The sequence below is a fragment of the uncultured Eubacterium sp. genome (assembly GCF_934295145.1).
Lineage (GTDB): Bacteria > Bacillota > Clostridia > Lachnospirales > Lachnospiraceae > Eubacterium_I.
In genome coordinates, this window is sequence record NZ_CAKRAS010000047.1 from 1 (window position 1) to 24,464 (window position 24,464).

The 24,464-nt window shown below is 40.6% G+C and carries 17 protein-coding genes, 2 tRNA genes and 1 other annotated feature; of the genes, 13 read left to right on the forward strand and 6 right to left on the reverse strand.

Annotated elements, in window-relative coordinates; translation table 11 throughout:
- The first annotated feature begins 165 nt into the window (after nt 1–165).
- The 5 genes from Q0I54_RS09885 to Q0I54_RS09905 all read left to right on the forward strand — a co-directional run bounded on the left by Q0I54_RS09885 (nt 166) and on the right by Q0I54_RS09905 (nt 6,703).
- Nucleotides 166–237: transfer RNA gene (locus Q0I54_RS09885), tRNA-Asn, on the forward strand.
- 93 nt (nt 238–330) lie between these two features.
- Nucleotides 331–401, forward strand: a tRNA-Cys gene (locus Q0I54_RS09890).
- Nucleotides 402–702: 301 nt separating this feature from the next.
- Nucleotides 703–2,181, forward strand: a complete 1,479-nt coding sequence (locus Q0I54_RS09895; protein ID WP_296118371.1) for a sensor domain-containing diguanylate cyclase — start codon at nt 703–705, stop codon at nt 2,179–2,181.
- A 143-nt stretch (nt 2,182–2,324) separates the two neighbouring features.
- The gene (locus Q0I54_RS09900) at nt 2,325–4,214 is read left to right on the forward strand and encodes a sensor domain-containing diguanylate cyclase (RefSeq protein ID WP_296118372.1); all 1,890 of its coding nucleotides are present in this window, start codon (nt 2,325–2,327) and stop codon (nt 4,212–4,214) included.
- 113 nt (nt 4,215–4,327) lie between these two features.
- Entirely contained in the window at nt 4,328–6,703 is a 2,376-nt protein-coding gene (locus tag Q0I54_RS09905; protein WP_296118375.1) for a diguanylate cyclase, read from the forward strand.
- A gap of 296 nt (nt 6,704–6,999) precedes the next feature.
- Here Q0I54_RS09905 and Q0I54_RS09910 read toward each other — a convergent pair whose 3' ends face one another.
- Nucleotides 7,000–7,806 (reverse strand): DAPG hydrolase family protein, encoded by an 807-nt coding sequence (locus Q0I54_RS09910; protein ID WP_288776416.1) that lies wholly within the window; start codon nt 7,804–7,806, stop codon nt 7,000–7,002.
- Between the two features lie 678 nt (nt 7,807–8,484).
- Between Q0I54_RS09910 and Q0I54_RS09915 the strand changes: the two genes are divergently transcribed.
- Together Q0I54_RS09915 and Q0I54_RS09920 are read left to right on the forward strand one after the other, a co-directional pair.
- Nucleotides 8,485–9,369 carry a LysR family transcriptional regulator gene (locus Q0I54_RS09915; protein ID WP_296118378.1) on the forward strand — a complete coding sequence of 295 codons (885 nt, stop codon included), beginning with the start codon at nt 8,485–8,487 and terminating at the stop codon, nt 9,367–9,369.
- Nucleotides 9,370–9,647: 278 nt separating this feature from the next.
- Entirely contained in the window at nt 9,648–10,025 is a 378-nt protein-coding gene (locus tag Q0I54_RS09920; protein ID WP_296118380.1) for a PBECR2 nuclease fold domain-containing protein, read from the forward strand.
- Between the two features lie 309 nt (nt 10,026–10,334).
- Here the strand turns inward: Q0I54_RS09920 and Q0I54_RS09925 are convergent, their stop codons facing one another.
- Nucleotides 10,335–11,690 carry an SLC13 family permease gene (locus Q0I54_RS09925; protein ID WP_296118381.1) on the reverse strand — a complete coding sequence of 452 codons (1,356 nt, stop codon included), beginning with the start codon at nt 11,688–11,690 and terminating at the stop codon, nt 10,335–10,337.
- Between the two features lie 422 nt (nt 11,691–12,112).
- Between Q0I54_RS09925 and Q0I54_RS09930 the strand changes: the two genes are divergently transcribed.
- On the forward strand, nt 12,113–13,987 hold the full coding sequence (locus tag Q0I54_RS09930; RefSeq protein ID WP_296118383.1) for a sigma 54-interacting transcriptional regulator: 1,875 nt from the start codon (nt 12,113–12,115) through the stop codon (nt 13,985–13,987).
- A gap of 311 nt (nt 13,988–14,298) precedes the next feature.
- Here the strand turns inward: Q0I54_RS09930 and Q0I54_RS13290 are convergent, their stop codons facing one another.
- The 3 genes from Q0I54_RS13290 to Q0I54_RS09940 form a co-directional block, all read right to left on the reverse strand.
- The gene (locus tag Q0I54_RS13290; RefSeq protein ID WP_367270824.1) at nt 14,299–15,084 is read right to left on the reverse strand and encodes an alpha-isopropylmalate synthase regulatory domain-containing protein; all 786 of its coding nucleotides are present in this window, start codon (nt 15,082–15,084) and stop codon (nt 14,299–14,301) included.
- Between the two features lie 32 nt (nt 15,085–15,116).
- Nucleotides 15,117–15,542, reverse strand: a complete 426-nt coding sequence (locus tag Q0I54_RS13295; RefSeq protein ID WP_367270825.1) for a hypothetical protein — start codon at nt 15,540–15,542, stop codon at nt 15,117–15,119.
- 96 nt (nt 15,543–15,638) lie between these two features.
- Nucleotides 15,639–15,869 (reverse strand) — a binding site (T-box leader).
- 89 nt (nt 15,870–15,958) lie between these two features.
- Nucleotides 15,959–17,068 carry a VanZ family protein gene (locus tag Q0I54_RS09940; RefSeq protein WP_296118385.1) on the reverse strand — a complete coding sequence of 370 codons (1,110 nt, stop codon included), beginning with the start codon at nt 17,066–17,068 and terminating at the stop codon, nt 15,959–15,961.
- Nucleotides 17,069–17,645: 577 nt separating this feature from the next.
- On the opposite strand from Q0I54_RS09940, the gene Q0I54_RS09945 reads away from it, so the two are divergent.
- From Q0I54_RS09945 to Q0I54_RS09955, 3 genes are read left to right on the forward strand one after another with little or no spacing between them, the layout of a single operon-like run.
- Entirely contained in the window at nt 17,646–18,848 is a 1,203-nt protein-coding gene (locus Q0I54_RS09945) for a CaiB/BaiF CoA-transferase family protein (protein WP_296118386.1), read from the forward strand.
- Nucleotides 18,849–18,861: 13 nt separating this feature from the next.
- Nucleotides 18,862–19,761: a hydroxymethylglutaryl-CoA lyase gene (locus tag Q0I54_RS09950; RefSeq protein ID WP_296118387.1), complete on the forward strand. Its 900-nt coding sequence runs from the start codon at nt 18,862–18,864 to the stop codon at nt 19,759–19,761.
- 19 nt (nt 19,762–19,780) lie between these two features.
- Nucleotides 19,781–21,055 carry an SLC13 family permease gene (locus tag Q0I54_RS09955; protein ID WP_296118389.1) on the forward strand — a complete coding sequence of 425 codons (1,275 nt, stop codon included), beginning with the start codon at nt 19,781–19,783 and terminating at the stop codon, nt 21,053–21,055.
- 240 nt (nt 21,056–21,295) lie between these two features.
- Here Q0I54_RS09955 and Q0I54_RS09960 read toward each other — a convergent pair whose 3' ends face one another.
- Complete coding sequence (locus Q0I54_RS09960) at nt 21,296–22,645, reverse strand: MATE family efflux transporter (protein ID WP_296118391.1); 1,350 nt, start codon at nt 22,643–22,645, stop codon at nt 21,296–21,298.
- 165 nt (nt 22,646–22,810) lie between these two features.
- Here Q0I54_RS09960 and Q0I54_RS09965 point away from each other — a divergent pair, with 165 nt between their 5' ends.
- Both Q0I54_RS09965 and Q0I54_RS09970 read left to right on the forward strand, forming a co-directional pair.
- Nucleotides 22,811–23,674, forward strand: a complete 864-nt coding sequence (locus Q0I54_RS09965; protein WP_296118393.1) for a LysR family transcriptional regulator — start codon at nt 22,811–22,813, stop codon at nt 23,672–23,674.
- Nucleotides 23,675–23,694: 20 nt separating this feature from the next.
- Nucleotides 23,695–24,464 (forward strand): MBL fold metallo-hydrolase (locus tag Q0I54_RS09970; RefSeq protein WP_296118395.1); only part of this gene is annotated, 770 nt, incomplete at its 3' end.

Here is a 24,464-nt window from a genome sequence, read left to right on the forward strand (position 1 = left end):
TAGATAGGGCAGAGGTGGAAGTGTGGCAACACATGGAGCTGACTGTTACTAATCGTTTGAGGGCTTGACCAAGAACACTTAGTGAAAACAAAGTGAGAAATTGAATGGTGACGGAAAGACACTAATTCTGTATGAAGTTTTGAAGGTATATATCATGTACCTTATTCCTCGATAGCTCAATGGTAGAGCACTCGGCTGTTAACCGAGTTGTTGTAGGTTCGAGCCCTACTCGGGGAGTTTTTTCATAAGTAAGTGTTTCAAAATAGATTTTTCTATATTGACGTATTTATTTTAAAATGGTATAATACAACAGATTTCTTAATTAAATATGGCGACATAGCCAAGTGGTAAGGCAAAGGTCTGCAACACCTCTATCACCAGTTCGAATCTGGTTGTCGCCTCTTATAACCTCAGAAATGATAAATTTCTGAGGTTTTTTTTGATAGAAAATTCGTTGTAATTTCCTATCAGAAAAAAGCACTTTGTGCAAACGATGCACACTCGCACGAGAAGAAATTCTTGCTTTGCAAGCGTGCTCGGCGCGGGCAAGAAAGATGTGCCATTGATAATTGCAAGCATGTAAATGTGCGATAGCACACTTTCTTGTGTTATAGTAAACTTGAAAAAAAACTTTATAGTAAATTGTTTATTTGGTATTATAAAAATAGGAAGTAATGAAGTTGAAGATATAAGGAGAAACAGATGAGAAAAAAGACATCGCAAATTAAAAAATATATTGTTGCAACAACTGCTTTTATTATTGCGATGATGATTGGCATTTTACTATTCTTTGCCGGAGTGCAGCAATCTGTGGAGAAAAATTCGCAGAGAACAATGATGAATAATGTAACGCGCCAGAGTGAACATTTACGTAAGATTTTAGTTATCCACTATCAATATCTAAATGAACTGGCAAAGGAAATGGGGGAAGATGGGGAATTAATTTCTCAGGATCATCTGGATAAGCTGGTCAGTATTTCTGAATATACTGAGTTAGAGCGTCTCGCATTGATCGAACCGGATGGGACGGCACATTATGATAATGGTGCGGTAAAAAATGTTTATCACAGACGTTATTTTAAAGAAGCAATGAACGGACAGCAGACATTGAGCGATCCTTTAGAAAGTAGTGTGGATCAGGAAGCAAGAGTAGTTCTCGGTGTGCCGGTGTATGATAACAATCAAGAGGTGATTGGAATTCTGGGAGGCTCTTATAATGTAACCGCATTAAGCCATATGTTGTTTGATGATTTATTTGATGGGGAAGGCGATACACTTATCGTTAATCATACTGGAAAAATTATTGCATATGAGGATGGAATTGGTGAAAAAACACAGCTTGCATATGGTAATAATTTATTTACTTATTATGCAGAAAAAAATAAAAATCAGGAAGATACACTGAATAAGATCCAGGAAGAGTTTAGTGAAAATGAATCGGGATTTATTCGTTTAAGCTTAGATAATACAAATGCAGAGAATTATTATATGACATATACGCCAATAGGAATGAATGACTGGATGCTTTGCTATATTGTTCCGGTTAAAGCAGCACAGAAAACATACGATTTCATTCAGAAATATGAAGCAATTTTTTTGTTGGTATTAATGCTGGTTATTTATATTGGATATAAGAATCATCAGGAAAAAGCGAAATTGCTGGCAGTAGCACAGCATGATACACTGACAGGATTATATAACAAGGACTATACACAGAAGTTTATCGAGCAGATTTTACAGCAAGAGAAGGGGCTGCATGGTTTTATTATTTTGGATGTAGATTATTTTAAAAGTGTGAATGACAATTATGGACATATTGTCGGTGATAAGGTCTTAAGTATGCTGGGGAAATTTTTGCAGAAGCAGTTTCGGGAAAATGATATCTTAGGCCGTATCGGAGGTGATGAATTTGTTATTTTAATGCGGGATATTTCTGAGCGGGAGAATGTAGAACAGAGAATTAACGATTTACTCAAAAAGATTCCGGCGATGAAGATTGCAGAAATGGATAATCAGAGTATTACAATCAGTGTTGGTGTGGCACTGGCACCAGAAAGTGGCAATACCTTTATAAAACTATATCGACATGCAGATCAGGCTCTGTATGAGACAAAGCGGGCAGGGCGAAATGGATATTCCATTTATGATCCAGAGCAGACAGATCAGTGTACAAGAAAATAAAAAATGACAGATATATCAGATGAGAGATAAAATGGTGTGACTGTTAAAATTTTGACATTTACACCTAAAAATATTAAAAGCTTCTTTTCGCAGTTTCAACAGGAGCGTAACCTTTGGGCCAGATAAGAAAGCAGGAAAAATGTATGAGGAAAAAAAGAAGAAAAAAACAAGCGAAGATCATATTGCTGTCGATGTGTGTAATGTTAGCATTGGGGATAGGAATCATCAGCTATAATCAGTATATTCGAGAGGAGATTTCTAAGGAAAGCAGTGAACATCTACTGGCAACGTATGAACAGGTGAACCGGACATTTACACTATTTGCAGAACGAAACTGGAATGCTCTGTCTGACTGGGATAACGAACTTCAGAAAATGGAAGAATCCGGAGATATAACACATAACTGGAAAATGTATGCAGAACGAAAGTCTGCCTGGGCATTCAGTGATTTTTACTTGTTTAATGAGAATGATGATTTTTTAACAGCAGCAGAACGGAAAGGAAATGCAGATTCTATCAAAAATGTGTTTCAGGAGATGTACGAGACGGAGAAGCCAATTGTATCCAGTTATATAGCAAGCAGTGGCGAGCGGAAAGTTGTTTTTGCCATTCAGATGTCCAAGCCAATAGAAATAGATGGTGTGACTTATACAGGGCTGGCAGTCAGTTATGATAACGAGAAACTGTCATCTGGTATTGTGGGAGACATATACAAAGGAAAAAGTGACTGCTATATCCTGAAACCGGACGGTACGATTCTTTTTTCATTGGAGTCAAAGACGGAAGTGAAGACACATATGTATAATATGATACAGACACTTAAGGATGCAGATGCATTTCAGGGAGATAACGGGGAGACATTCCAGAAAGAAATTTCCGAGGGAAAATCCGGAAGTGTGTGCTGCACTTACAATAAAATACAATATTATCTGGTCTATCAGCCGGTTGGGATTGAGGATTGGAGTATTGTCGGAATGGTACAGCAGTCAGTGGTAGATGCAGGAATGCGGAAAGTACAGAATATTACACGCCTTATTTTTGCTGCATTTGCATGTGGATTGAGCTTGTTCATTGTAATTATTGCAGGAAACGAAGTCAGAAAGAAATTTCAAAAGAAAGAAGTGGAAAAAAGGGAACTTGAACATAAAAAACAGTTGGCAGACGAGCTGTTTTCCGGAATTGGCCAGATTGTAGACCGTTTTTCTGTATGCAATTTAAAAACGAATCGTTATGAATATCATGAGCATGTCTTGGATCATATGATTTATCCGGAGACAGGAACCTATCAGATGATGGTGGAGGCTGTTTCCAGAAAATATGTATGTATGACAGAGACGGAAAATGCGAAAATCGGGCAGTTACTTGCACCGGAATATCTGAACCGCGTCCTGCGAAAAAAAGGTGATATCCTGAAATTTGAATATCGTGAGAGAAATCAGGATGTCTATAAAATAATGAATATTGTACCGATTGAGTGGGATGAAGATGGAAATCTGGTACGTTTTTTGCTGATCGCACAGGATAATGGACAGCAGGTGAAGATGAAGAATATTGCAAATACAGATGGCCTGACCGGACTATTTAATGAGCGGTATTTCAGTTCTATTCTGCGGATCAAAGAGCAGAAAAAGCATCCATTTGTGCTGTTTTACCTGGATCTTGACAGGTTTAAACCTGTCAATGATACTTATGGGCATGATATGGGTGATAAGTTGTTAAAAGGTATGGCCATGCGTCTTTATGACTGTGTCCGCGAAAAGGATTATGCTTTCCGTATCGGTGGCGATGAATTTGCTATTATCGTCAGTGCCAGCATGAATGAGGAGCAGTGTCAGAAAATGAAGCAGCGGATCATTACAGCTGTCTGTCGTCCTTTTGTCATTGATGGAACGGAACTTTCTGTCGGTTGCAGCTGTGGCTATGCCGTATATCCGATGGAGAATAACAGCACAGCAGAGATTCGAATTCTGGCAGATCAGCGGATGTATGAAGAAAAAGCGAAAAATCATGCTATGGAAAAAGAGCATTCTTGAACAGAAACAAAAAAACTGACGTAAATAGCAGCGAAAGTCAGGACAGAAAATAAAAGAGGCAAATGGTTTTCTTTTCGAAAAAAGAAGTATACGGAAGGAGAAAGCAGATTATCATGATGATAAAACCGAAAATTATGATTGTGGATGATGATGAATTGAACAGGCAGATTCTGATGACAATTCTCGGTGATGAATACGAATATGTGCAGGCGGAAAATGGACGTGAAGCAATTCATATGCTTCAGCAGGATCTCACAATAAATTTGATGCTCCTGGACATTAATATGCCGGAAGTGAACGGATTTCAGGTGTTGGAGCGTATGAATACATTTCACTGGATCAATGAAATCCCAGTAATTATAATCTCTTCGGAGGAAAAAAGAACTGTCATTGAGCGGGCATATATTTTTGGGGCAGAAGACTATATTTGCAGACCGTTTGATGCGTTTATCACACGGAAGCGTGTGCAGAATACGATCAACTTACATGCAAACCAGAAACGGCTGATGCAGATGGTTTCGGATCAGATTTATGAAAAGGAAGAAAACAATAATCTGATGATCGGAATTCTGAGCCATGTTGTTGAATTTCGAAATAGTGAGAGCGGGGAACATGTCATTCAGGTTCGTACGGTAACCGAATTACTTCTGCGTCAGCTGATTAAGAAAACAGATGAGTATGGATTGTCGGAGTCAGATATTGCCATGATCAGTACAGCTTCTGCACTGCATGATATTGGAAAAATAAGTATTCCGGAAAGTATTTTAAATAAGCCGGGAAAATTGACAAAGGAAGAGTTTCAGATCATCAAAACTCATACAACGAATGGGGCAGATATTATCAGACAGATGGTTTCAAGGCAGGAAAAACCACTGCTTCGTTTTGCATGGGAAATCTGTCGATGGCACCATGAACGCTGGGATGGAAACGGTTATCCGGATGGACTGATCGGTGAGCAGATTCCGATTTCAGCACAGGTAGTGGCATTGGCAGATGTCTATGATGCGCTGACCAGTAAACGGTGTTACAAGGATGCGTATGACCACAAAACTGCCATGGATATGATCTTGAATGGAGAATGTGGTGCTCACAATCCATTGCTTTTAAAGTGTATGCGTGAAATTGAATCGGAATTAAGAAAAGCAGAACTGTGTAGTGAGGAAAATTATGTCTATCGGTATGAAGCGGATCGACTGGCAGCGGAAATCATGCAGAAGAAAGATATGCCTAACAACGACCGTGCACAGAGAATATTGGAAGTGATGCAGGAGAAGATAGATTTTTTTGCTTCGTTGAAAGGTGGAATCCAATTTGATTATAATTCCATTTCCAGACTGGTAAATGTTGTAAACTGGAATGAACCGCCGCAGTATCGTCATACCGTCATAAATGTTGAAGATACAAACTGTTTTAAATGTCTGAGTCAGAAGGACTACCACCGGATGAAGAATGCGTTGGATGCAACGACGCCGGAGAATCGGGAATTTTCTATGAGTATCATGATGCCGCAAGGGAGTGATTTTGAGTGGTGTGATTTGAGAATTCATTCATTGTGGTCAGAGCAGCATCCGGATCATTATATCGGAGCAGTGGGGCAGCTGACCAGACCGCAGCAGGAAGTGGGAGATCTCCCGGTTCTGGATGATCTTTCAGAAGGAGAAAATTTAGAAGGAAAAGCAGTGCAAAATGCGATGAAGCAGCTTGAGCAGATTTTCGATTATGTCCGTCTGGTAGATCCGGCAGCCAATGCCATTTTGGAAGTCGATCAGAATGGTATCCTGAGAAAAACAGAGCAGCACTGCGCTGCTTTTTGGGATACAGGTGGCAATTGCGCAAACTGCATTTCGTCCCGGGCTCTGACACAGAAGAAGATGTTGAATAAACTGGAATTTACCAGATCAGATATGTTTTATGTGGTTGCAAAGTATCTGTGTATCAATGGAACACCGTGTGTACTTGAGTTGCTTTCCAAAATGAACGAAGGACGGTGGATTGATGCGAATGGAACCAGATTTTTATTGGATAAAAGCCGTGGAGAGCACAGAGAACTGTTCTCAGATCCATTGACGGGAACCTACTCCAGACGATATTTTGAGACATATAGTATCCATATGGAAGGAATGGAATGCGTGGAAATCATCGATGTGGATCAGTTCAAACGGGTGAATGATACCTATGGGCATCCGGCCGGCGATGTGGTGCTGCGGGATATTGCATCAGCAATTCAATCTTGTATACGGAGCAATGATATTTTGATTCGTTATGGTGGAGATGAGTTTTTGCTTCTTTTCCCGAAAATGACAGAAAAAGATATGGAGGAGAAAAATATCCGGATTAAAAAAGCAGTGGAGGATATTGTGATTACAGAATATCCGGAGCTGCATCTGTCTGTCAGCATTGGTGGTGTCTGTGGTGTGCATCCAATCAGGGAAGCAATCCATCAGGCGGATCAGTTAATGTATGAAAATAAGAGAATGTTGCAAGAGTGAAGAAGCAAAAATAAGTGCCGCATGGTTTTCATTTGATAGAAGGCCACGCGGCATTTTTGTGGTAAAATAAAAATATTGAAAAACTGAAATATGCTGTAACGAAAGTGGAAAAACGGCTATTAATAGATAGAACAACAAGAATAAAGATTGTTTGAGTGAGCTTTTTAATGCCAGTTGAAAAGGTTAAGATATGGTGTGGATTTAAGAAAGAAAAATACACGTGAATTGATTTATTACAATCAGTCCACGTGTATTTTTGTATTAGTTTGAAGTGAAAGTATTTATACTATATGTATTTAGAAAGTATCTTTCTCTTCTGCATATAAGGTTGGCAGAATTGCTGCCAGGTTTGTAAACTCTTTGATGTTGTGTGCGAATAATCCCTGTGGTACGAATGGTGGGATAGATACGCCTTCCGGAATTGCTTTTACGATGTTTCCTTCTTCATCGATGCGGTATCCGATCCAGAAACGGGACTCAAATAATACGCCGTCTTTGTATGGATGCCATTTGTGAGTCATTGCTGCCGCACAGCTGCTTTCGCCGATTGCACATACGAGAGATTCACATTTTTCAGTACCGATAATGCTTTCATCATAACCAAAATCGGCTGGTCTTTTGAAGCAGAGTTTTAAGAACTCCGGTCCCGGTCCGACGTCTTCCATGATGTAGTGATCAACGCCCCATGTTTTCTGATTCATTGGTACGTTCGGGTCTACGACATAAGATGCCGGATATGCTCTTGCAAAATAGTGATCTTCCGGATCCCAGATTTTGTAACGAAGATCAGATCCAACAGAATGCCATGGGAACCACCAGTCAAGCATTTCGCCTGTAACGCCCGGCATGTAAGTTGTATTACATACAAGAGCAGTTCCGTCTGCAGCTACGCCGAAACCGATATTTGCATATTCATCATCTTCACCTTTCAGGAATTTATTTCTCTCATCAAACGGGATGCATTTTTCCGGTGCGATCGGTCCGCCCTGTAAAATAGCGATTTTCTCAGCCGGTACCGGAGCTAAATCCTGCTCAAAATATTTGTAGTAAGAAAGTTTTTTCTCTTCTTCGGAAACTCCGACTTTAACACCTGGTGTGCTCATATTAAAATCCTCCTCCATAATAGATAAGGTCCGTTGTGAACCTTCGTGTATTTGATGCTTCTATTTTAACCGATAGGAAAAAGAAAAGACACTATTTTATTGGATATAAGTATAACTTTTATGTTATGAAAAATTGTGTTATAGTTTAGTGTAATTATAAAGAAGATAGAGTGATAATTAATATTTCATGTTACAATGACAACATTTGTTAAAAAGTAATGGTTGATAATAATTGCGTCGTCCGCAGTTACGACAGGTACTGTTTTGTGAAAAAAAGGGCAGTATAATCAAACAATGTATTAGTGACAATAGAAGAAACAATTTATTTGCAATATTTTCTGAGTAGAAAAAGGATGCTAAGGTATCAAAAATGATATAGAAAGTCCCTAGTCGCCATGCCCAAAGCCCTATTTTTAAGTTCGTTTTAAAACCATTTGTACAAAATAACAGAATATAGTAAATACATAGCCTGATGTAAAAAGATTGTTCTAACATACTCAAAATTTGTCTCCAAGGGAAGAATTAAAGTGGTGTATAATTTTCCAGATCTTGTATTGAATAAATAACATATATTGATAGTTTGAAAATATCATTTTGAAGTAAAGTTAATGTAAAAATTAAAAAAAGATTAAAATATGGTATCATATAGTAAATGACAGAGAACAAAAGGAGAAACCTATGACCACAAAATCGCTGGAATATTTTCTGGTAGTTGTAAAACATTTAAATATTTCAAAGGCAGCCAAAGAGCTTTTTATCAGTCAGCCGGCCTTGAGTAAACAGATCAGTCAGTTGGAAGCAGAACTTGGTGTCAGCCTGTTTGATCGTACAAAGCATTCTTTGAAATTGACACATGCGGGGGAAGTGCTGTTGTCCGAGACAAATGAACTGTTTAAAAAGCAGGATGAACTGCGGCAGCGGGTGCGGGCAGCAGGTAACGTATCGGAAGATGCTCTGCGCTTGTGTCATATGCCGGGAGCGTTGAATTATCATGTGGCTGATATTTTGGCACAGTTTCAGGAGAAGTATCCGAAAATCAGTCTGAATCTGATCGGAAGCCTTCCAAGTCAGATTTTTTCAAATTTGCTGAATGGAAAAATCGATGCAGGATTTATTCTGGCAACGACGACCACATGTCCGGAGCCTTTGAAAATGCAGACATTGCATGAAGCTCAGCTGTCGCTTGCTGTTCCGAAAGGGCATAAATATGAGGATTACTGCGAGATTTCATTTCATGATATATCGGATGAGACACTTTTGTATCTCAGTGAGCAGGAAGCACCGGTGCAGCATGCCCTACTGCCGTTTTTCCTGCATGGAAATCACAGGGATTATAATAACAGGATTGAGTATCTGTCAAATATGGAGACGGTAGTTTCTCTGGTGCGGGCGAACCGGGGAGTGGCTTTTATCGCCCGGGATTATTGTGCAGCATCGCTGGAAAATATCACACTGATTCCAATCACGGATGCAATGCCGATTTCGTTAAATCTGGTGTATAACCCAAAACATATATCTGAGCAGTTAAAAAAATTGCAGAAAATGATGGGGGATTTATCATGACAGTGATTTATCTGAAGGAATAAATCATATATCAAGGTAGCAAAATAAACAAAAATGATGTTATTTCAGGAGTTGAAAAAATCGGTTTTTCACTCCTGATTTTTTATGTAGTCAGAAAACAAGGGAGATATAGAGAATATAGAAGGTATTGTGCAATTTGTATAGGAGAATTTTTGAAATAAAAAAGTGTATTGACGACAGGAAAAGAGCGTTATATACTGGCTACACTTATATGTATTGAAAATTGTAATGAGTAATTTTATCTGGAGTATTTTGGTGTGCAAATAGTAGGAAAAATTGATAAAAATATTTACAAATGTATCGTAGATGAGTTTGTAACAGATGAGGTTATTATCACAGATGAAAGAATACGACATATAAAAGATAGACATCCCAATGATTATGAAAGATTTTGTTTGTATATACCTCAAATTATTGCAGATCCAGATTACATTATAGAAGCCAATAAACCTAATACAGCGATACTCATGAAAGAAATCATAGAAAATAATGAAAAGTTTAAATTGGTTTTGCGTATAAAGGTAAAAAATGATCCAGTAGAATATAAAAATTCAATTATGACGTTTGGGCATATTGGAGATAAAACATGGCGCAAATCGTTGAAAAATAAGAATATTCTTTACAGCCGCGAATAAAACCGCTATTATGAACATAGAGATAAACAGAAAGACTTTGAGGTGAAAAGCGCGTCGTCATGCGCCACATGCTTCATGTAATGGGCAAAAGAGATGTTGGGAGTGACGCTCCAACCAAAGTCTTTCTGTTATCGATAAATGTAGCACGCAGGAATGCGTGTTATTTTATTTCTTAAAGTAGAATAATAAAATGCCTCTCCCGATAAGAATGAGAAAAAGCCGGGAGAGGCAGCAGGAGTAAAAAGATGCCTTTTGTATAGATAGTATAAAACCTATTTTATTGTGCAAAATGAAGGCATCCTTTTTAATTTATACATATCTAACAATGAGATATATCGTAGAAATTCCAATTACAATCAGTGTTGCCGGGATCGCATAGGTACAATACTGCTTCCAGGAAATATGATGACCATTTTTGGATGCAACGGCGACACCAACCACGTTGGCAGATGCGCCGATCGGGGTAGCACTTCCACCGATATCGGTACCCAGTGCCAGTGTCCATGCCAGAACGGATAAATCTGCTCCGGATGCCGCTGCAAGACTTTTGATAATCGGAATCATCGTAGCGGAAAATGGGATATTGTCTATGATGGCGCTGGCCACTGCAGATACCCATATAATAATGATTACAATAAAGGTTACATTTCCACCGCTGATCATGTGGATAAAGTTTGCGATCAGTTCCAAAATTCCTGTCTCCTCCAGACCGCCGACGACGACGAATAATCCGATGAAGAAAATAAGAGTTGGATAATCAATACGACGTAAAATGTGTCTTGCTTTTTTTCCAGCGGTTGCGCAGGTTGCGATAGCGGCAATTATGCCAATGGTGGAAACTGTCAATCCAGTCTGTCCATGTGTCACAAGCAGTACAACTGCACAGAGAAAAATAACGCAGCTTATGATAAAAGAACGTTTGCTGGTAATTGCACTGTCCGGGGATGGCATTTTTGCAATCTCCTCTTCTGAGAGATTATTTGCGCTCAGCTTTTTGCGGAAACACAGATAGAAGAAAAAGATCATCAGTACCAGACTCAGGATGGCGATCACGCCGGTATTGAACAGAAAATCGGTAAATGTGTAGTGTAATGCGGTTCCGATAATGATATTTGGCGGATCACCACACATTGTGGAAGAACCTCCAAGGTTTGAACAGAATATTTCTGCAATAATGACCGGTATCGGATCAAATTTCAACAGTTTGCCTTGCGTGATGGTGATTGCGGCCAGAAACAGAATAACGGTGATGCTGTCGATAAACATAGACAGTACGAATGCCAGTATCATAAACATCACAAAAATTTTTGTGGTATTATATCTGACTGCTTTCGCAATGGTCAGGCAAAGCCAGGAGAAAAATCCGGAAATTGCCATTCCTTCGACCATGATCATCATGCCAAAGATGAAAATAATTGTCTGCCAGTTGATTCCTTTTGTACTTTCTGTGGCTTCGGCGCCTGCCCGCCAGAAATCAACGGATGCAAATGATTGAAAGTTCAGTGTCTCGAATAACGCAGTGGAACTGTGCATACAGACACCAAACACGAGAATAAGCGTTGCAACACTGCAGAGTGTTGTCGCAATGTGCCGTGGAATTTTTTCCGTGATAATGAATGCAAACATAACCAGGAAAATAATGACGGCCGTGATTTGTGCTGCCATAAAAAAAACCTCCTTCAATATAAAAAGCCCCTGCATTTATTATGTAGCAAAACGGCACTTTCGTCAAATAAATCTCAACGATAAAATTAATATGCAAAACATGTGCCAATTTTATGCGTTTTTTATTGATTTTTGAAAAAACAAGTGCAAATACAGTAAATGTAAGAACAGCTACGGCACATGATTGCTGAAACAGCAGATGTTTTTTTGGTGTATATTCGAGTACGCATCGTTGTATTTTGGCAAAGTGTCAAAAAATATTTACTTTTATTTACATAAATGTTATTTTGAAAGAAATACATCTGGAATAAGAGAAAAGGTGTTTTCAAAACCCGGCAAGATGATAGATCAGAAAAATGTTTCAGTATTTATAGAAATATTGAGACATGTGCAAATAAGTAGAGTATGGATGGAGGATGTATATGGAAAAAATAGCCTATATTGTACCAAATAAAAAATGGATTCCGGTGATTGAGGAAATGATTTCCGGCATGAGAGGCAGTTACCAGGTAGATGTGCAGACGATCGATGTCATGCATATTCAGTCAGAGTACCGGCGATTGAGCCGGGAAGGTTATGGTGTCATTATTGCCCGTGGTGGCACGTATCTGGAACTTTCCAGTCGTTCCGGCGCTGCCCGGGTTATGGAAGTCCGTGTGCGAACCTCAGATGTTCTGGGAGCTATCAAGAAATGTCAGGAGTATTACAGTGGAAAAATTTATCTTGGTCTGCATGAGAAAGTTGCCATTGATTTTGAAAAAACATTGTCATTATATAACTTTTCTGTCAGTGTGTTCCGTTATGTGACACCGGTTGACCTGAAAGAACGTGTAGAAGAAATTCCGGAAAGCAATGTACTGGTGCTCACCAGTGGAATTGTGGCAGATACAACGGATCGTGATGATCTGATGTTTGAGCAGCTCGGTGTCGGGGATGAGGCGGTGCGTGAGGTTGTGGAACGTGCACAGGATTATTTGAGACAGCAGCAGGCAGATGCGCAGCAAATTAACTTATTAGAAAGCATTTTGTTAAATGTTGAAGAAGGAATCATTGTTTTTGATCGCAATATGAAAATTCAGGAGTTGAATCGTCGGGCACAGGAGCTTCTTGGCATTACCGTTGATGATGCTCTCGGTAAAAAAATTTCACTGTTTATTACTGACTGTTCAACAGAAATGTTACATAAGCTGAAAGAAAATAGGCAGATCACGTTTTTATATCAGAAAAACCGGAAAACTCTGAACGTTATTGTATCGCAGTTCCGTTATTATCAGGACGAAGATCGTTTCATTCTGACCCTTCAGGATGTAACAAAGATTCAGGAGGAGGAGCGTGCTATCCGTCGAAAACTGGCACAGAAAGGTCTGGTGGCAAACTATACGTTTGCAGATATTCTGACAGTGGAAAAATCTATGAAACGTATGTTAGAAAAGGCAAAAACAGTTTCCGGGTATGAGGGAAACGTACTGATCTATGGTGCAAACGGAACCGGAAAAGAGCTTCTGGCGCAGAGTATCCACAATGCGAGTCCGAGGGCAAACGGACCATTTGTGGCAGTAAACTGCGCAGCGCTGGCGGAATCCTTGCTGGAAAGTGAATTGTTTGGTTATGTGGGCGGTGCTTTTACCGGTGCGAAAAAAGAAGGAAAAGCGGGACTTTTTGAGCTGGCACATGAGGGCACAATCTTTTTGGATGAGATTAACAGCATGCCGCTGGGACTGCAGGCAAAGATTCTGCGTGTGATCCAGCAACAGGAAGTGATGCGTGTGGGTTCGGATTATGTGGTACCAATCAATGTGCGTGTCATTGCGGCAGCCAATGAGCCGATGCGGGAGTGCATTAATCGAGGTGAATTTCGTCAGGATCTGTATTTCAGGATCAGTACCTTTGAACTGGAGCTGCCACCAATGAATGAGCGACCGAAAGATGTGTTGCACTTGTTCCGGCATTATCTGGCTGAATTTGAGGAGATTCCGGAAGCAGAGGTTTCGATTCCGGAGGAGTTTGTACAGATGCTGCAGGAGCATAACTGGTGGGGAAATGTCCGGGAAATTCGGAGTACGGCGCTGCGGTATCATGCGTTTCACGGGGATAATTCCGGCGGAGAGATTCTGAAAAATGAGGATGTGGAAGAGTCCCTGGTGGATGATGATTTCAAGATTAATTTGTCAGAGCTTAACAAGACTGTGGAGCAATTGGTGATTGAGTCCATGTTGAATAAGAAAATGAAAAAGACAGATATTGCAAATGCGCTGGGGATCAGCCGGCAGGCGTTATACAAAAAGTTGAACTCCTGAAGTTAAAAAGGGACAATCTGGAATAAAAATCCAATGCTGACACGAACAATTTTCTATCTGCGCTGCGCCGCTTATTTCTGCCTCCTTCCGTGAACTCGCACGCAAAATCAGCGTGCGAGTTCACGGAAGGAGGCAGGCTATGCTCGCTTCGATGACGAAAATTGCCCTATCGTCAAGCCTTGGATTTTTATTTCCAGATTTGTCCTATTTACAAACTTGATAATTCTTCTGCGCGTCTCTGCAAATCTACACTCAGCTTATGCTGACCAGAGTCATGCACCAAGTCTTATGTATGTTTGACTTGAGTAGGTCTAATTATTTGACTCCCGATATTGGATTGGAGTCATGTGGTACCTTTTCTTAAAGGTGCGGCTGAAGTGTTCGACGTTTGGATAGCCGATGGAGGCTGCGATGTTTTCTGCTGTTATGTTTCCGTTTTTTAACAAAGTGCATGCTTTTTTCATGCGGATGTTTGTGACGTGTTCGCCGAAGGTTACACCGGATTTTTCGCGGATGTATTTGCTGATGTACGGCTCTGTCAGGTGAAATTCCTGAGACATATCTGCCAATGTCACGTTCTGGTAATGGTTCTGAATGTAGTTCAGCATTTTGGTCAGGCGGACGTCTTCGCAGGCGTTGCCTTTTTGTACGGAGAGCATTTTGTTGACGCTGACGCACAGTGCCTGAATGGAGGCTTTGATGATGTCTTCGTCGATGCCCGCGCCCCAGTAAGTCGTGTTGTCTTTTTTGATGCAGACATAGGCAATCGCTTTGGATGATGTTGTCTGGGTTAAAGCATGTTCTTCGTAGTTCATCAAGGTGTAGTCGATGTTGAAGAACTGTTTTACCACATTGCTGACAGCGTCCAGACGACCGTTCCCGTTTGCATCGATAACGGTCTCTTTTTCACCGTTCAAAATAGTAACTTCTGCTATGATGCCATCGGTTAATTGTTTGAAATGGCTTTCGGTAATGCGAAAATAGTTCATGGAGTGAAGGTACTGCTCCTCAAAGATTTCGTATACGCTCTGCGGGGACAGCTCCTGGTGCATTTCGTCGGATACCTGCTTGATGGCATAGCCTACATCTTCCCGCATGGCTTCCGGCAGAACAACACCGAAGTTCTGTTTTAAGATATAGCTGATGCCGCCTTTACCGGACTGACTGTTGATGCGGATAACATCGCCGTCATAGGTGCGCCCTCAATAGCTTCAAATGTTTTCTTAATAATGTGTTCTCTTGCCTGAGTCAGCACCTGAATGGTGACATCATCCGGAATCATGTCCTGTTCAATTAAGGTTCTGAGAAAATCGTATTCTGTCTCTGAAGCTGCCGGAAATCCGACTTCAATCTGTTTGAATCCGATCTTTACAAGCATCTGGAAAAACTGAATTTTTTCTTCCAGACTCATTGGTTCTACTAACGCCTGGTTTCCATCTCTCAAATCTACGGAGCACCAGATGGGTGCTTTGGTCATATATTCTTTTTTCACCCAGTCATAGGTACATTCTGGTGGCATAAAATAAGCTCTTTCATAATTTTCATAGTGTTTCATAGTAATCCTCCTTCTGGTCAATTTTGGCAGTAGGAGAAGAGTTATATACAACCGGGATTGTATAAAAAAGGCTCTCATCCCTACAACCATAATAGTTGTAGAGACGAAAGCCATTGCTCCGCGGTACCACTCTACTTCGTATCAAATACGCACTCATCAGCACTGTCATGCTGTCCTCCTGTAACGGTGAGATTCCGTCAAACCCTACTATTGTATTCAGGTTTGCTGCTCAAAGGCGAGTTCACTGTATTTCTTTTATTGCCTCACACCAACCGGCAACTCTCTGAAAAAAGCAGGACAGTTACTATTCCTTGTCTTCGCATTTCATGTTTTTGAGTATAACATAATGTTTATAGTAGCAGAATGATTTATTTTAATCAATATCATTGATTTATTTTAATCTAACCTGATATCATCTAATGCACGCTAATGTATGACATTATCTCATCCATTAATTGTTCATCGACCTGATATGGGTATTGCGGATTCGCATAGACGGCGGTATGTTGGAAGTACTCAGTATAGGAACTGTACCAGATCGTACCGTCATTTATGCACATCATCATATAAGTCACATCAGACATTTCCCATGAAGAATTGTTTTCGAATTTGAAAGTCTGCGGTGTATCGAATTTAATTGTAATATAAATTCTATCCGGATCTAATTCGAACTCCTCTGCGGTATTCTGATCCTGAAGCTGATAGGAGGCAGCTTTATTTTCAATGCTGTTGCCCATCCAGCTAAACCAGATTGTTTCATTGTCGGCAAGTTCGGTATCGCTGTCGGCAGTATAAGTAGATGACTGATACGAAATGCTAAATTCGCTGATGGAGTCTATTTTTTTGTCACTGAATCCATAGGTTTCATAATAAGCATCCCGTTCTTCCTGTGCCTGATCGCCGGTTGCGATAACTGATAATCCGGCAAATGCAATCAGTAAAAGGACGATTGGACAGATGATTTTTAAAAGTCCTTTCAGGCGTTCTTCTTTTTTTGTAGCAACACAAATGCTGTAGATTCCGCTGGCAATAAATGCACCAGCGACAAATCCGGATGTATTTGTGATCAGATCATCCAATTCAGCTAATCTGCCGGTAAAAGCCTGAATAAATTCAATCGCAAATGTGGTGCAAAATCCGATCAGAACAAATTTCCACCAGGAAAACCGGCGTTTCCGAAAGACAAGTTCAACCAGAAAACCATACGGCATGAATAACATACAATTCAGGGCAACCATTTTTAAAGAAGCCCCCACAAACGGAACTTCCAACAGATTTCCAATGGAAAAGTCTGAAAAATGGAAAGAATATTCCTGTCCGATAATTCCTGTGATCCACAAAATCGTACAAAAATAGATGGAAAGTAATAATTCACATCCAAGGCTGAACAGATTTCCTTTGCCGAGTTTATGAATCTGTCTCTTTTTAGTAAGAAAAAGCAGTGCTTCAATGACTGCAAATAAAATGATACCAAATGGAATACACCATTTGAAAATATACATTCCCTGTGTTAAGTAACCGATCATAACGTTCTCCCTCAAATTATTATTGCTTATCATATTATTCCAGAGATTTATTAAAAAGCAGAAAGAATATTTATTAAGAAAATCTGAAGAAATATCCACTTGTGGATACCGAATGAAAAATTGTTATCAAAATCGAATATCAATTTTCATACGTGTTCAACTTAAATTGAACATAAAGGATCAGTAGATTGATTGTGTAAATAAAAAGTTACATAAGTTTACAAAAATGAGCAGGCTGACAGAGGAAGGTGGGTGTATGGGAGCGTGAAAGGAGCCTGTGCAGGACAAGACGGTAGGAAAATTTTCGTCGCATGTGTCTGCGCTTAGCCCGGCTTTTGAAGTGTGTCTGAACCCGCTGGTTGTGCGGGTGAGTTCGCGGAAAAAGCCGGAAATAAGCGGCGCAGCGTATGCAGAAAATTGTCCGTGTCTGTCCGCACAGGCTCCTTTTCACGCCCCTTCACAACCTCCCGTAAGCCACTAATTTAAAAAATGGCACGCCTTTTGCTCCATATAAGCACAACAAGATAAAAAGAAAAATAAACGCAATAAAAAAAAGCGAGAAAGCAGGAGGCTCATTATGGCAGAAAGATTATTAGAAGGTGTTAGAGTCATTGATTTTACAGATTTCCTTGCAGGACCATATGTAGGAATGTACATGGCAGACATGGGTGCTGACGTTATCAAAATGGAAAATCTGACAAGTGGAGGAAACTTTGTGAGAAATGCTCGTCCGAAGGAGAAAAATACCGGACGCAGCATGTATTTCCAGAATTTAAACCGTAACAAACGTGGTGTTGCATTAAATCTGAAATCTGATGAAGGAAAAGAACTTTTTCGTGAGTTAGTAAAATCTGCAGACGTTCTCATTGAGAACAACCGTCCGGGCGTTATGAAACGTCTTGGTTTTTCCTATGAGGAATGTAAAGAAATCAATCCGCGTCTGATTTACGCATCTATTTCCGGATTTGGTCAGTACGGACCGAACTCTCACAGACCAGGATATGACCTGATCGCACAGGCCATGGGAGGTTCCATGAGTATCACAGGATGGCCGGGACAGGAACCAACCAGAGCAGGTATGGCAATCGGTGATATGTTTGCCGGCTTAAACGTAGGATTTGCAGTCTGTGCATCCCTTTACAAGAGACAGTTCACAGGTAAAGGTCAGATGATCGACGTCGCACTGGTTGACAGTATCGTATCCGGTATGGAAGCAAAAATGATGCAGTACATTTATGAGGGCGTTGCTCCGAAAATGTCCGGAAACAAATACATTTCTTCTGCTCCATATGATTCCTTCAAAGCAGGAAACGGTCATTTTGTTATTGCAAGTGGAACAGACGTACATTTCAAAAAATTATCCGCAGCAATGGGAATGCCGGAACTGGCAGAAAATCCATTGTACATCGATACCGAATCCAGAAAAGCAAATGCGGACAGTTTAAAAGAAATCATTGAGAAATGGGCAAGTGATAAAACTGTAAAAGAGTGTGTAGCTGCAATTGATGCTGTTGGTGTACCGGCTGGCCCGATTTATGACTGTGCAGATGTTTGTGCAGACAAGAACATCGTAGAAGTACGTGAGATGCTTGTCAAAGTTCCGCACAAAGAGGCAGGAGACCTTACCGTTCTTGGAAACCCGATCAAGATGAGTGAGTATCCGTGCCAGTATACAAAAGCTGCACCGGATCTTGGTGAAGACAACTTTGCAATCTTTGAAGAACTTGGATTCTCCGAGGAGAAATTAAACGAGTACAAAGAGAAAGGTGCTTTAAACTAGGAGGTGCACAGCAATGAAATTACCGGAATATGTAAAAGTGACAGAGGTTTGCCCGAGAGACGGATGGCAGAACCATAAAGTAGATATCCCGACAGAGACAAAGATCAAATATATCAAAAAAATGATCGACTACGGCGCAAAGAAGATTGAGGTTACTTCTTTTGTAAATCCGAAAGCAGTTCCACAGATGCGGGATGCTGCTCAGGTTTATGCAGAAATCAAAGATTATGCGGCAGAGCATGGCACAGACATCATGGCACTTACCTTAAACAAACGTGGCGTGGATGATGCAAGAGCCTGCGGAATCAAAGAAGTATGCTTCGTTTTATCTGCAAGTGAGGAGCACAACCTTCGCAACTCCAGACGTACCATTGAGCAGTCCTTAGCTGATTTCAAAAATCTGGCAGGGGAAGCCGGAGATATGAAGATCATGCTGGCAATGCCGTGTGTATTTGGCTCACCATTTGGGGATGAAATTCCAATGGAACGTGTGGTAAAATTGATCGAAGAAGCATTCAGTGTCGGTGTACATGAGATCGGTCTGGCAGACACTGCCGGAATCAGCAATCCGTACCACACAAGAGAAGTGCTTCAGCATCTGAAAAATTATGTGGATTTTAAGGATGTGTCCATTCATTTACATGACACAAGGGGAATGGGTCTTGCAAATGCATATGTAGCATTAGAAGAAGGTATTACAAAATTTGATGCTTCTTTAGGTGCTATGGGCGGATGTCCGTTCGTACCGGGAGCCAAAGGAAATATCGGAACAGAGGATCTGTTAAATATGTTCCATTCTATGGGAATCAAGACAGATTATAACCTGGATCAGGTAGTAGCAACTGCGCTGGAGATGGGAAAAGAAATAGACGCAACCATCGGTACAAGCATGGCCTGCCTGTGCAACCACTAAGACGAGAGAGGATAATGAGATGGATGTTGTATCTTTATTGATATTTGTAGCAATTATCGTAATTGCATTTTTCCGCAAGAATAATATTGGTGTTCTTGCCCTGGCGGCAGGTGTTATCGCAGTTCGGATTTTCGGCCTGACAGATAAAGACCTGATCAATTCCGTCAGTGTATCACTGTTTACCACATTGGTTGGTATCACGTTACTGTTTTCAATTATTACAAATACCGGTGCGCTGGATCTTCTGGCAAGAAAAATCGTAGCATTAGCCGGAAAAAGAATCGGCCTGATTCCAATTCTTGTATTTTTAGCAGGTTTTGCTATTGTGGCAGCAGGGCCTGGTGGAGTTCCGGCTCTGGCTATCATTCCGCCACTGGCAGTAGCAATCGCAGTAGAAGTTGGTTATAACCCATTGATGCTGGCCTTGATCGGTATTTCTGGAATGTCCTGTGGACGTTTTTCACCGATCACACCGGAGTCATCCATCATTACAAGCGCAGTTCAGGAAGCTGGATTTTCAGTAAATGTTACACCGGCAATCTGGGTAAACGTAATGATCACAAACATCATTCTTGCAGTAATTTTTTATATTGTATTCAAAGGATATAAAGTTAAAGCTGCACCGGATATGGAAGTAAAGAAAAACACAGAGAAATTTACAGCAAAACAGATTGTTGCTTTATTAGGTATCGTGGCAATGCTTGTTCTGATCATTGGATTTGATGTAAATATTGGTTTGGCAGCGTTACTGGTAGCAGCAGTATTACTGATTTTCCATGTGGCAGATGACGGAGCCTGTATCAAAGCAATGCCATGGAATACTATCGTTATGGTACTTGGCGTAGGCGCATTGCTCAGTATCGTAAACCAGATGGGTGGTATCGATTTGCTGACAAACGCATTGAGCAACATGATGAACAGCAAGACAGCAACTCCAATCATGGGACTTTCCGCAGGTCTGTTAAGTCTGGTAAGTTCCGCACTTGGTGTTGTATACCCGACCATGATGCCAATGTGTATCGACCTTGGATCTTCCATCGGTGTCAACGCAGCAGCAATGATGTCTTCCGTAGCAGCAGCCGGAGCATTGAGTGGAATTTCCCCGATGTCAACAGGTGGCGCGCTGATCATCGCAGCTATTACAGGTGATAAGAATATCGAGATGACAAAAGAAAAAGAGAACAAGATATTCGTACAGCTTCTGATCATTGCAGCTGTCAGCCTGATCTTGCTTCTGATCGTGTCAGCATTATTCTATACACCGATTGCAAAACTGCTTTGTCCTGGAGCATAAGAAAAACAGTATCGCACAGATAATATAGGAAAAACTTATGTTTCAGATTACCCTCATATAGAATGAATATTTTTCATTCACCTTCTAAATTACTATATACCATTTAACCATGCAGTCGGATGAGCAACGATCCGATGCGCGAAAGGGAGAGGCTCCGAATGGAGAACCTCTCCCTTTCAATTTAATCCGACTGCGTTGATTTAAAGGCAGAAATGAAACTGTATTTCGCAGATGAATGCATTAATTTTTACGGATGGATTTTACTTTTTGCATAGTGCGTTTCAGATAGATCACTGCCAGAATCATAACGATGAGTTCTGCAATGGGAAACGCCCACCATACGCCGGTTACATCGAATGCTTTTCCAAGAACATATGCGACAGGGAGAAGGATGAGAACCTGTCTTGCGGTTGAAATCAGCATACTTGGAATTCCGATGGAAAGTCCCTGTAAGGCATAGCAGACCATGATGGAAACACAGGCAAAAATGAATCCAAGACTTGTGATCCTGAGTGCGGTAATTCCCATGGAAGTCATTGTGGCCGAGGCATTGAATGCCTGCATGATCTGCTTTGGCAGTATTTGTAATAATACCAGACCGACAGCACCGATGAATGCCGAATAAATAGCACTGAGTTTGACCGCTTTTTTTATCCGGTCGTATTTCAGGGTTCCAAGGTTATACGCGACAATGGAAATGAGTGCGTTATTCAGACCAAACGTTGCCATGGACACAAAGGTATACAATTTGAAATATGCGCCGAATACGGCGGTTGCTGTTGTAGAAAAGCCCAATAAGATCTTATTTATTCCAAAGGACATGATACTGCTGATAAACATTGTGATTCCGGCAGGAATTCCGACAAAACAGATATTTCTTATAAAGTATTTCTCTGGTTTCAGATTTTTGACAGAGAATTGGATCTCTTTGTTATATTTAAGATTAAAAATAATGCCAAGCAGCATAGCGATGATCTGCCCGATTACGGTTGCGATAGCGGCACCTGCAGTTCCCATTGCCGGAAGACCAAAATATCCAAAAATAAGAATCGGATCAAGGATGATATTGATAACAGCACCGGTTATCTGTGTAATCATTGTGTAGGAAGTTCGGCCGGTTGACTGCAGTAATTTCTCAAATATGAGCTGAAAGATCTGACCGAAAGAAAAGATGCAGACAATGGCCAGATAACTGCAGCCCATACTGGAGATAGAAGCATCGTTGGTCTGTATTCTGTAAAACCATTTAATTCCGGACAAGCCGAAGATCAGTAATACAAGGTAAACGATAAAACCCAAAAGGAGGCCATTTGCTGCCGTCTTATTGACTTCTTCCTGTTTTTTCTCGCCTAACAGGCGTGATAGCAGGGCATTTACGCCGACGCCAACACCTGTTCCAAGAGATACGATGATATTTTGGATTGGGAAAGCAAGTGATACAGCAGTAAGCGCTGCTTCGCTGTAATTGCTTACAAAAATACTGTCTACGATATTATAGAGTGCGCCGATGATCATGGATAAAATCATGGGTGCGGCCATTGTAAGTAAAAGTTTATTAACAGGCATAGTTTCCATTTTTTGTTCATTCATATCAATCACTTCCTTATGCTTTTTAGAAGCATTATAACAACATGTTTCGGAAAACAGAATTACATATACAGAAACGGCATTAGATAAAAGCTAATGATTGATTGAAAGAAAGAAGTACATTATAATGAAAGAAAAATTTGGCTATTGAAAGGATGATACTGTATTATGACATCGCAGCAGCTTCAATGTTTTCTTCATGTAGCAGAGAGACTTAATTTTACAAAAGCAGCAGAAGGGTTGTATCTGTCGGTTCCAACGGTCACACACCATGTGAAAAATCTGGAAGAGGAACTTGGAGTACAGCTTTTTTACAGAAATTCACGTATCGTAAAACTTACGGAACAAGGAGAAAAGTTTTATTATGATGCAAAAGAAATTTTGACAAAAATGGAAGATGCCAAAAAGCAGTTTCAAAGTAAGGAACATTCTGAGGCGGTTCCTTTTCGCATTGGCTGTGTAAGCGAAAAAGAGTTTGTGAAAATAGAACCGATATTGAAACATATGAAGGAAAACTATCCTTATGTCCGTCCAAGAGTAACAGTAAAGGATTTTTTTGATCTGAAAACGCTTTATGAAAACCAGCAGATTGAACTTGCAATAGCGCCGGATGATTTATCGGGTCAGGGAACATATAAAAAACTTTGCCGATATTCAAGTTATGCAGTTATGAAGCCGGATCATCTGCTTGCCAGGGAAGACAGTTTATCATTTGAACAGATAGCAGATGAGCGTCTGATCACGTTACCGCCAAAATGTATTCCGTTTATCAGAGGAAATAAATTTCAGGAATTTCTGGCGCTTCATTCCCAGGATCACATTCATGTTGTGAGCGAAAATGAGGGAGAAAGTATCTTGCTTGTAAAGTGCGGATATGGAATCGCGCTTCTGCCGGGATTTGCAATTCCGGAAGACGAGGAACTTGCCTGTGTTCCGATGGAGAATACGGAAAATATAGAATATGGGTTGTATTACAGAGGCAGTGAAAAACATATCAAATATTTTGTGAAAGAGTATGCAAAAAACTTTTGAACATTTTCGGGAGGAAGAAAATGACAGATTATTATAAAGTGATAGATATGGGAGATGGCATTTATCATATTTGGGAGCCTGCAGGGGTGGCCAGTTCCCTGATCACAGGAAAAACAAAAGCATTATTGATCGATACCGGGTACGGTTATGGGGATCTGAAATCGGTGGTTCGTTCACTGACAAATCTGCCGCTTCGGGTGGTAAATACACATTGTCATCTGGATCATGCTGGTGGAAATTACCTTTTTCAGGAAAATCAACCAGAGTCGGATTTCTCCATCGGCATCCATCCGTATGAAGAAACAGTGTATCGACTGTATCAGACAGAACAGAAACCACTGGTCATTCAGAAAATCCTCCGGGAAAAGTCACCGGAAGAATATCCGTGGCCGAAGAATTTTGACAGGGAAAAATATCTGGAATACAAAGACTGCAAATTTGATACCCTGCAAGACGGTGAAATCATTGATTTGGGAGCGCGTAAGGTAAAAGTGATTTTCCTGCCAGGGCATACAATGGGAAGCGTGGTTTTCTTTGATGAACAGACGGGAACATTATTTTCCGGGGACAATATCAGCAACAGTCTGTGGATTCAGTTTAACCAAAGTGAAAATGTCTATCGGTTTGCGGAACATCTGAAAGAGGTACAGAGACTTCCGATTCAGAAAATCATCAGTTCCCATAAGCAGACACCATGGTCGCCGGAAATTATCCAACTGGAGTTGGATGCGATCGCGCATATCACATTGGAAGATTCGACAACGTTTATTCATCCGCGAACAGGTGCAAG